The 10366-nt window shown below is 49.4% G+C and carries 6 protein-coding genes; 2 read left to right on the forward strand and 4 right to left on the reverse strand.

Annotation, left to right across the window (positions count from 1 at the left end):
* Nucleotides 1–43: 43 nt before the first annotated feature.
* Complete coding sequence (locus B9Y93_RS18410; RefSeq protein ID WP_085496776.1) at nt 44–2401, reverse strand: endonuclease MutS2; 2358 nt, start codon at nt 2399–2401, stop codon at nt 44–46.
* A gap of 150 nt (nt 2402–2551) precedes the next feature.
* Between B9Y93_RS18410 and B9Y93_RS18415 the strand changes: the two genes are divergently transcribed.
* Nucleotides 2552–2917 carry a phage holin family protein gene (locus B9Y93_RS18415; RefSeq protein ID WP_085496778.1) on the forward strand — a complete coding sequence of 122 codons (366 nt, stop codon included), beginning with the start codon at nt 2552–2554 and terminating at the stop codon, nt 2915–2917.
* A gap of 234 nt (nt 2918–3151) precedes the next feature.
* On the forward strand, nt 3152–3517 hold the full coding sequence (locus B9Y93_RS18420) for a cupredoxin domain-containing protein (RefSeq protein WP_085496780.1): 366 nt from the start codon (nt 3152–3154) through the stop codon (nt 3515–3517).
* Nucleotides 3518–3589: 72 nt separating this feature from the next.
* Here the strand turns inward: B9Y93_RS18420 and B9Y93_RS18425 are convergent, their stop codons facing one another.
* From B9Y93_RS18425 to pheT, 3 genes are all read right to left on the reverse strand, one after another.
* Nucleotides 3590–4237 carry a CvpA family protein gene (locus tag B9Y93_RS18425; protein WP_085496782.1) on the reverse strand — a complete coding sequence of 216 codons (648 nt, stop codon included), beginning with the start codon at nt 4235–4237 and terminating at the stop codon, nt 3590–3592.
* Entirely contained in the window at nt 4210–7485 is a 3276-nt protein-coding gene (locus tag B9Y93_RS18430; protein WP_085496785.1) for a hypothetical protein, read from the reverse strand. The genes B9Y93_RS18425 and B9Y93_RS18430 overlap by 28 nt, the downstream gene beginning before the upstream one ends.
* Before the next feature lie 351 nt (nt 7486–7836).
* Nucleotides 7837–10275 carry a phenylalanine--tRNA ligase subunit beta gene (gene pheT / locus B9Y93_RS18440; protein ID WP_085496790.1) on the reverse strand — a complete coding sequence of 813 codons (2439 nt, stop codon included), beginning with the start codon at nt 10273–10275 and terminating at the stop codon, nt 7837–7839.
* Between the last annotated feature and the right edge of the window lie 91 nt (nt 10276–10366).

The raw sequence follows: 10366 nt of genomic DNA on the forward strand, positions 1-10366 counted from the left end.
GCATGCAATGATGCAGCTTATTGGATCTATGATCTATGAGCGGTTACTTTAGTTCTGCTACCGTCACGCCCATGCCGCCCTCATTAAAGGCTCCGTTACGATAGGACTTCACATGCTTATGCCGCTTCAAAAATTCTTGAATGCCAGAACGCAGCACCCCTGTCCCTTTTCCATGAATGATATAGACGAGCGTCAAGTTGCCGAGCAGCGCCTCATCCAAGAAGCGGTCCACTTCCATGATCGCTTCCTCAAGATTCTCTCCGCGCAAATCAAGCTCCGATCGGACATTCTCGCCCCGGGTTCGCTTCACATTCGCGCCTGAGCGCTGCTTCTCTGGCGCTTGCTGCTTCGCTGAAGCAATCAGCTCCATATCATCTTTACGAACCTTCATCTTCATGATGCCAAGCTGAACAACAGCTTCATTTCCAGATATCTCGACTACATGTCCTTTTTGATTAAGGCTGTATACCTTAACCTCATCTCCAGGCTCAATCACGCCTGCTGGCTTTTTCTTAGCAGCTTTGGCAGCCAGCTTCTTGGCAGGTGCCGCTTCATCAAGGCGCTTGCGGGCATTCGTAAGCTCATGCTCCTTCACCTTCTCGCCTTCCATGGCAAGCAAGCGAAGCTCTGTAATCACATCATCCGCTTCCTTAAGTGCCTTGTTGACAATCGAACGCGCCTCTTCCTCCGCTTGAGCAATTCGCTTCTCGCGAGAAGCTTCAATTCTCTCATTCTGCTCCATAAGCTGCCGCTGAAGTTCTTCGTTTTCCTTGCGCAGCTTCGCTGCTGTCCGATGCTCTTCTTCAGCTTCTAGACGATTGCGCTCTAGAGATGCGATCATGGTCTCGATGCGCATGTCTTCTTCTGTAACCTCACCGCGTGCAAGGTCAATAATATCTCGTGACAGGCCAAGCCGTTCAGCGATGGCGAAGGCGTTGCTTCGTCCCGGCACGCCTAACAGCAGGCGATAGGTAGGCCTTAGCGTCTCAACATCAAATTCCATGCTGGCATTCAAGATGCCATCACGTTCATAAGCATAGGCCTTCAATTCAGAATAATGCGTCGTCGCAACGATGCGGCAATTCATTCGATGCATATGCTCCAATATAGCAATGGCAAGTGCCGAGCCTTCTGCTGGATCGGTACCTGCACCAAGCTCATCAAGCAGAATCAAGCTCTTCGACGTCATTTGGCTTAAGATTCTGATGATGTTGGTCAAGTGACTGGAGAAGGTACTCAAGCTCTGCTCGATGCTTTGTTCATCTCCAATATCGGCGTAGATCGCATCAAACACACAGAGCTCGCTTTCTTCATTCGCATGCACAAACAACCCAGACATAGCCATGAGGCTGAGCAAGCCGATCGTTTTAAGCGATACGGTCTTACCGCCTGTATTGGGGCCTGTCACAATAATCGTGGAATAGTCCTTGCCAAGTTCAACATCTGTAGGAACAACCTGCTCTCTTGCAATGAGCGGATGTCTGGCTTTCTTAAGCTTCAAATACCCATTGTCGTTCATGATTGGCAGCGTAGCCCGCTGTTCATGAGCATAACGCGCCTTCGCGAAGATAAAATCCAAATCAGAGACGGTCTTTGTATCGTATAAAAGGGCTTCCGCCTGTTCGCCCACAAGGTCCGTAAGCTCTGATAAGATGCGCTCGATCTCACGTTCTTCCCGCATCTTGGTCTCACGAAGCTTATTATTCATGGCGACGATGGATTCCGGTTCGATAAACAGCGTCGCTCCTGAGCTGGATTGGTCATGCACAATGCCGCCAAAGTGAGAACGATACTCCTGCTTAACAGGAATAACATAGCGATCGTTGCGAATGGTCACAAGCTGCTCCTGCAGCATCTTTGAAGTGCTGGAGCTTCTAACTAATGATTCGAGCTTCTCACGGATTCGAGTCTCACCGATTCGAAGATCACGTCTAGTGCTGGCAAGCTCTGCACTGGCTTGATCCATCACTTCACCCTGATCATCAATACAACGGCGAATTGCATCTTCAAGCGGCTTTTGATCACTTAAAGTCTCGACCATATCATGAAGGATCTCGACCGGATGATCCTCATGCACACTATCAATGTATCGCGTAAGACGTCTCGATGCATTTGTCAATGCCGAGATGTTCCACAGCTCATCAGGATTTAGAATGCCTCCGATTCGCGCACGCTTAACAGCAGGTCGAATGTCTGTGACTCCTGCAAACGGCGCACCGCCCTTCAAGCGATCCACGGTGAGTGCCTCGTCAGTAGCTTGAAGGCGGCGATTGACCTCATCCAATTCAGAGCTTGGCTTCAAGTCGAGAGCCGCTTCAGCGCCAAGAGAAGTAGACGCGTGCTTAGACAGCGCTTGTAGGATCTTCTCATATTCCAATGTTTTATATATTTTTGAATCCAAAGGGTTACGACTCCTTTCTGTTCCGTATTATAGCGTAACCATAATGTGGCTGCATCTATGTCGAAATGTGTTGTAATGAACGTTCCTTAATTGGATACACTAATTGTTGCACAAACTGAACCCTTTATAAACAAAGGAGGAATCTACAACATGAATTTTCTAGGTCATGTGGTCCGCTTTATCGTCGCGGCTATCGTGTTAATGGTTACGGCTTGGCTCGTTCCAGCCTTCTCCGTGGGCGGATTCTGGAGTGCATTAATTCTTGCACTGGTTATTGCCCTGATCGGGTGGGTTGTTGAAGGCATCTTCGGCAAGCAAGTTACTCCATTTGGCCGCGGAATCGTCGGCTTCCTGGTAAGTGCCGCCACCATCTACGTCGCTCAATTCTTTGTCAGCGGCGTGACGGTATCAATTATCGGGGCACTGCTCGCCGCACTCGTCGTTGGCATTATTGACCTGTTCATTCCGGTATCAACCCCGTTTGAAGCAGGTCGTCGCAGCTCTGACAATAAGTAACTCTATTCATGATGAACAACAATAGAGATGATCGCTTAATAAGCGATTGTCTCTAAGTTGTGTATGACTGAGATGGTCCCTCTTTAACTTTTCACATTTTCGTCACAACCTAGCGCCGCATAACGACAGGATTTGCATCCGTAATTTCGTATAGTAATTTCGTTGCACTCTTTCGTGTGATCGGAATCACACTTGCACCTTATTACTTTGCTCATCCTGGGAGGTTGTCACAACGTGAAAAGTCCATTAGCTCTTGCCGCCGCATTAGCAGCGCTCGCCATCGTCACTGCAGCATGCAGCTCACAGCAGGCTGAAGATGCTGCCAACGCTCAAGTCGACAAAGAGATGATTATTAAAGCATCCAATTATACATTCGACTCCTCTGAATACAGAGTCAAAGCTGGAGAAACCGTTCGCTTCATTCTAGAATCCAGCTCTGGCAATCACGGTATTCATATCAAAGCAATCGGCCTTAAGCTTGATCCCAATAAAAATAGTCAAATCGTTACTCCAAAGGAAAAAGGGAGCTATCCTTTTGAATGCACGATCTTGTGCGGCCCCGGACATAAAGATATGACGGCCACTCTGATTGTGGAATAGCGTTAATCCTGCCTTATGTATACATGGGGTTATTATTTCTAATAACAAGGCTAACCGCAATTCTAATGATATTTATAGCCACTTCGCCCATTGAATAGCTTCTGCCAACAAGGAGGGGGCCCATTCTCCTGTCTGCTTCATGCACCAAGAAGCTGCCGTCCATTGCTGGAGAGCCGCGGACGGCCAGGCCATGATTAGCACATAGATAATCCCCCAAATCCATACAAAGTGCACAGCACCTAGCAAGGCTCCGCATAATCGATCAAAGGTGCGAATGGGCTTTATGCTTGATAATTTTCGCAGCGCAAATCTGAGCAGCCACAATCCGCTCCAGATGAATCCGAATATAATAATAAACGCAACAATTGCATGAATCAGCTTATCCCAAGAGGTCGTTATGTTCTCAAGGTCCGTCATTACACTGCCTCCAGCCTGATTTGTAAACAGCCTTTTCCTCACCCATGGAATAAGATATTCATAGCTCTTCGCTGCAACAATAAAAGAAAAGCACAGGCCAAACAAGGAAAGGGCCTGCGAGCGCAGTCCCTTCCAAGCGCCTATAGCGATGCAGCAGCCAAAAAGAAGCACGATCAGCCAGTCCAGTCCATTCCATTGACCTTCGAAGCTACTTGTCCAAAAATGACTAATCGACTGCCACCAGCCTTCAATCCCCTGCATAACAGAGCTCATGTTCAGCTTCGTTCCATAAGCTCGATCCACTCATTAAACTCGGATTGCAGCTTGTTGTATTCGTCTTGAAGCTTACTATGCTTAACTTCGAGCTCAGAGAGCTTGCGGAGTTCTTTTTCCTTTTCCAATTGGGACAAACGGAACTGATGGGAGATGAGCTCGAACTGCTCCTTCATCATGTCGTATTCTTCTTGGTTGAACCCTTCCGCTTGCTCCATGCTGGCCCGCTCAATCGCCGCAGCAGCTGCTTCCTGCTGCTCAGCCATCTTCTCACGAAGGCCTGCATTCTCTTCTGCTAATCGATCCTGCTCGGACTGAAGCTTGAGCAGTTCAGCCTTATGGAGTTCGCTTTCTTGATACAATCTCGCAAGAAGATCCTCGCGTCCCTCTCGTTCGGATTCCAGTTGATCCTTCATGTCGCGCAATTCAGACTGCTTCTGCTCCATCGCTTCTAATTGCTCTTCAAGCTTATGGTTCTCTTGCTTAAGCTCTGCAATCGCCTGATCTTGATGAGCCGCTTTCTCCTGCGCCTCTGCCATTGCCTGCTTCATGGCTTGTTCCTCATATTGAGACAGCTCAAAGAGTTCTTTAAGCTCTGCTGTATTCTGTTCCATCGAATGAATCATGTCTTGCTTCGCAGCTTCCTGTTGTTCCAGAGAGGCTTCAAGCGCCTGAATACTTGCTTTGTCAGCCGCAATGATCTCATCCTTGGCAACAAGCTGCTGTTCAAGCTCTGCTGTCTGGCTCGACCAGCGTTCAGCCTGCTCTTGAACATGTGCTCTTAGAGCCTCAAGCTTCACTTCTGCTTCCTTCTCTGCGGCATGGTAAGCCTCCGCTGACTTCGCAGTTACAAGCTGCTGCAATTCCTCTGCCTGCTTGGACCATTCTGCCTTCGCCTGATCCATCGCCAGTTCATGCTGTTTGGCAAGGTGGGATGCTTTCGCATTGGCTTCGGTCTCAGCAAGCTGAAGCAGATCGTCCATTTCTTGCTGAAGCTGTTCCAACTGCTTCATATACTTGGCTTCCAAAGCAGTCTTCGCCGCGCTGGCTTCTTCCTCCACAACTGACAATGAAGCAGCAGCTTCCGCCTTCGCCGAGTTCAGCTCTTCAGCGATAAGGCCAAGCTCAGCCTTCAACTCCTGTTCTTGCGCTTGTGCAGCCTGCTCTGCTTGCTTCATTCTGGCGTCCGCTTCAGCTGCGTATGCTTGCAGCTTCCCGGCAAGCTCCTGTTCATGCCTTGCACGCTCAGCTTGCAGCTGTTGTTCATATCGGGAAGCAAGCTCCTGACGAAGCTGATCTAGATCAAGCTCATAACGAGCCTTATGCTCATGCAGCGCTGCCGCGCTTTTCTTTTGCTCCTCTAGGAGCAAGGACTGATAGCGTACTTCCGCTTGGTCAAGCCGCTCCTGCCATTCGTTTCTTTCTAACAGAAGCAATTCCTCTGCTTCTTGCCTAGACTGTTCCAGTTCTGCCTGGATGGACTTATAATCCGCTTGAAGAGAAGCATGTCCCTGCGCAAAGTCCTCATACTCTTGTTGGAGACTGCTATGCGATACTGTGAGGTGCTGATTCTGTTCTTCAAGGCTTGTACATGACGCAGCACAAGCTTGATACTGCTCTTCAAGATCACTGCATTTTGCTTCCAGATCTTGAATAAGCGTCTCATACGTAAGCTGATCCTGCGTGAACTGCTCCGCTTGGGCAGCATGACTAACCACATTCTTCTCCATCTCGGCTAGAACGGACTGCAGCTGTTCGATTTCCGCATGGGCTTTATCGCGCGCCTGAATAAGGCGCTCCATCTCGGTCTGACGAGCTCGATCCAATTCCTCAGCACGCACCAGGCGCGCCTCAAGCTGACGGATCTTTGCTTCAGCCTGCTTCTCCGCTTCTTCCAGCGCTTCCGCAGCTTCAGCTAATTGCTGCTCATGCGCCTTACGCATGGACTCCTGCTCTTCCTCGTGAAGGCTGCTTAACAGTTCTAATTCTTCTTGGTGCTTGCTTGCAAGTTCACTTATTGCCGCCTCGTGCTTCGCTAGCAGCCCTTGCTTCGCCTGTGCATGCGTCTTCGCTTCTTGCTCGAACTGCTGCTTCGATTCCAGCTTCATTGCCTCAATCTTCTCTTCAAGCTGTTGAATGACGGCTTGAAGAGAATTGCTCTGCTGCTCAAGCGCCGCTTGATAGCTCAACTCCCGCTCCTCAAGCTGCTTTTTAGAGGCAAGTTCCTGCTGTTCGATTGCTTTGCGGTGAAGGCCTTTGAGTTCGGCAAGCTCCGCTTGGTGAGCAGCCGTTCGTTCATCAAGCTTCGACTTATTCTGAGCTTCAAGTTCCTGCAGCCTGTCCTCATGAGCGGCTGACAGCTCTTCCACTTGAATATCACATTTCAATTCAAGCTCCTGCAGGGCTTGATCGTGAGCTTTGCCTTTCTGCTCAAGAAGAGCACGATGCTGCTCGGCAAGCTTCTTAAGCTCAGCCGCGAGCCTTGCTTCCCATTCCTTTATCTGTTGCCCATGGGCATTCTTCAGCTTCGACATCGCTTCATGATGCTCATTTTTAAGTGTCTCTACACGCTGACTTAGCGTTTGCTTATGTAGCTCTTGCTCCTTCACAAGCTGCTCTTGCGCAGATTGGAGCTTCTGCTCTCCTTCTTGAACTCGGCGCTTCAGCTCTTGCTCTTGCTTGGTCAGCTGACTGACCTGCTGCTCTAGTCCCTTGAGCTGCTGTTGAAGCTTCTTCTCCAGTTCTACCAGCTTCGACTTCTCCGCCTGAAGTTCCTTAATCGACTGCTCTGCTTGTGCGAGCTTCTTGCTTAAAGAGTCAAGCTTCTGCTCATGCGAAGCCTTGAGCTCGTGAAGAGTTTTCTGATTCTCAGTTTTAAGATCTTCTACCGTCTTCTGATGCTCGGCTTGCAGCTCTTGAAGCACCTTCTCATGGCTTGCAAGTGCTGAAGCATGCTCTTTTGCATGCTCCTCCGCTTCTTTTTGAATGCGTTCGAGGCTTATACTCAGTTCCTGCTTTGTTTGCTCAAGCGCCCGCAGATCTTGGCTGTTCTTCGCGTAGTCTTCCTTAATGCGCTGCACTTCTTCCGCTATGTGAACAGCGGACAGCACGGCTACGCGCGGTATGTCCAATCTTGGGTTGCTCTCTGCAATAGTTCTCATGTGCTCATCCACGGTTGCTGCAATATTGCGCATATACTCCTTGCTCGTTGTTCCGACCAGCTTGTATGGTGTGCCGTATATTTCAACCGTTACACGGTGTTTATCAGATGAGGTCATATGATACGTCCTCCTTATTAATGAAAGAAAATGGTTCAATTGGCAATGTCCCAATTTACTTATATCGAAATAATCCAACGGATAAACTCAATTCAATGTCATTTTTATAAGTTTCGCTAAAAAAAAGGGTTTTCCTGCTGAATCCCTCTATAATACCATCTTCTCGTATAAACATAAAAAGGGCAACCCCTGCCGCCTGCCATCCTACACATGGCTTAGACCTTAGGAATTGCCCTTTTTCCAGCATCATCTGAGCAGCTACAGCCGTTTTTGCCTGTGAGAAGCTCCCGTAATTGATGCAACGTTAAGTTATGGTTCAGTTTGAATCATTATCCATTGCTTCAAGCTTGATTACTTGCGCAGTTCCGCGCCCTCAGCTTCAAGAGCCGCTACTACCTTGCCATGCAGCTCTGTAATCTCCTCGTCTGTGAACGTGCGCTCGCGATTGAGGTATACAAGCGATATGGCTACGCTCTTCTTGTCTTCAGCAATTCGATCTCCTGTGTAGACATCAAATACATTGACAGCTTCAAGCAATTCTCCTGCTGCCTCCTTGATCACATCCATCAAGCGTCCCACTTCTGCACTGCGTTCGAGAACAACGGCTACATCTCTTTCCACAGCTGGGAAGCGTGGAAGCGAGACATATTCAATATCCAGATCTGCAAGCGCGATGACCTGCTCAAGCAGAATCTCAGCAACATACGTATCGTCAAGATCCTTCTCCATCTGGAGCTCTGGATGAATCTGTCCAACGGTACCGATAAGTGTTTCTCCCTCTTGCCCCTTCAAGTAGATGCATGCAGAACGGCCTGGATGGAAGTCCAGCGGACGCTCGCTGCGGAATTCCACTTGACGCTCTAATCCAAGGTAGGAGAAGATCGAATCAAGAACGCCCTTTATATCATAGAAGTCAACCGGCTCTGCCTTGATATTCCATTGCGAAGCTTGACGGCGGCCTGTCAGCAGCACAGTCAGCACAGCCTTCTGCTCAGGAAGCGCCGCTGCCTGCTCTTCATCGGATACGTACAAGCTGCCGATCTCAAATAGAGCAATATCCTCCATTTTGCGATTGCGGTTGTACGTAGCTGCATCAAGCAAGCTTGGAATGAAGCTTGTACGCAGAACGCTGCGGTCTTCGCTCATTGGCATGGCAAGCGGGACAGGCTTCGAACCTGGCACAAGCGTCTTGAACTTCGCAGCATCGTTCGGATGGGTGAATGAATACGTCACAGCCTCATGGAAGCCCCCATCAGCAAGCAAGCGGCGCAGCTCGCGGCGAATGCGCTGGCTCTTCGTCAAGTGCCCTGGAGTCGTCGCTCCCTCAATTGGCGTCGTTGGAATATTGTCATAGCCATACAAGCGAGCAACCTCTTCAATGAGATCCACATCCAGCTTAATATCCCCGCGGCGACCAGGCGCTTGTACTTCAAATGCATCCGCATTGCTGCTAACAATCGCAAGACCTAATCGATTCAATATAGAAGCAATCTCTTCTGCTGTAAGGGAGGTTCCCAGCAGGCGATTGGTCTTCTCTACAGTCAAGGTAATCACGGTACGCTCGAATGAACCTGTATGCTCTTCCACAATGCCGCTAGCCACAGTGCCGCCAGCAATGGTCCGCATCAGTTCCGCCGCACGATTAAGCGCAGGAACCACCGCTTCAGAATTGACTTCCTTCTCAAAGCGAAGGGAAGCCTCGGAACGCAAGCCCAGTTCACGCGCCGTCTTGCGGATCGTGCCTCCATCAAACTTCGCAGATTCGAGCAGGATGTTTACTGTGCTCTCCGACACCTCTGAGTTCTCTCCGCCCATCACGCCTGCAAGCCCAACCGGCTTCACGCCGTCGGTAATTAAGAGCATGCTCGGATCAAGCTTGCGCTCTTGGCCATCAAGCGTAACTAAGGTTTCTCCTTCGTTTGCCATGCGAACTTCAATGCGTCCGTTACTGAGCTTATCAGCATCGAAGGCATGCAGCGGCTGCCCGTATTCGAGCATGACAAAGTTGGTGATGTCCACGATATTGTTAATCGGACGAACGCCTGCAGCAAGAAGGCGGTTCTGCAGCCACAGCGGGGAAGCTGCAATCTTAACGCCGGCAATATAACGCGCTGTATAGTGGCTGCAAGCTTCTTTTGCTTGAATCGAAACCGAAATATGCTCAGAAGCCTGGGCACCTGCTTCTTCTACCTCTTCAGAAGGCAGCGTGACAGGACGGGACAAGATTGCTCCTACTTCATAGGCTGCACCGAGCATGCTTAGGCAATCGGAGCGGTTAGGAGTGAGGTCAAACTCAAGCACCTCATCATTGAGTCCCAATACCTCTGCTATCGGCTGGCCTAATGCAAGATCAGCTGGAAGAACAAGGATGCCTTCTTGCATTTCTTTTGGCAGCAGCTTGTCATTCATGGCAAGCTCCTTGGCCGAGCAGATCATGCCTTGGGATTCAACACCGCGAAGCTTCGCTCTTTTAATTTTCATGCCGCCAGGCATAACAGCGCCAATCTTTGCAACAGGCACCTTCTGTCCTGCATCCACGTTTGGTGCGCCGCATACGATCTGCAGATAATCACCTTCACCAACGTCGACCTTGCACACATTCAATTTATCAGCATCGGGATGCTTCTCCCGCTCTACAACATAACCAACCACAATATGGTCTAATCCTTTATTGCGCTGCTCAACATGATCGATCTCAATGCCGGATCGAGTGATTTTCTCCGCAAGTTCCGCTGCGCTTACTCCACTCAAGTCCACATATTGAGACAGCCATTGATAAGATACGTTCATCGTTATACCCATTCCTTTCGCTTCGCTCAAGGCACAAAACGGAATGAAATCCGTCAGCCTTGAGCGATTTTGTTATTCTTGAGTTACAGAG

The sequence above is a fragment of the Paenibacillus aquistagni genome (assembly GCF_900177815.1).
GTDB classification, from domain to species: domain Bacteria; phylum Bacillota; class Bacilli; order Paenibacillales; family Paenibacillaceae; genus Paenibacillus_B; species Paenibacillus_B aquistagni.

Coding starts and splice junctions, on each gene's coding strand:
- B9Y93_RS18430 (WP_085496785.1), bottom strand. CDS start 7,485: ATGACCTCATCTGATAAACACCGTGTAACGGTTGAAATATACGGCACA.
- B9Y93_RS18415 (WP_085496778.1), top strand. CDS start 2,552: ATGAATTTTCTAGGTCATGTGGTCCGCTTTATCGTCGCGGCTATCGTG.
- pheT (WP_085496790.1), bottom strand. CDS start 10,275: ATGAACGTATCTTATCAATGGCTGTCTCAATATGTGGACTTGAGTGGA.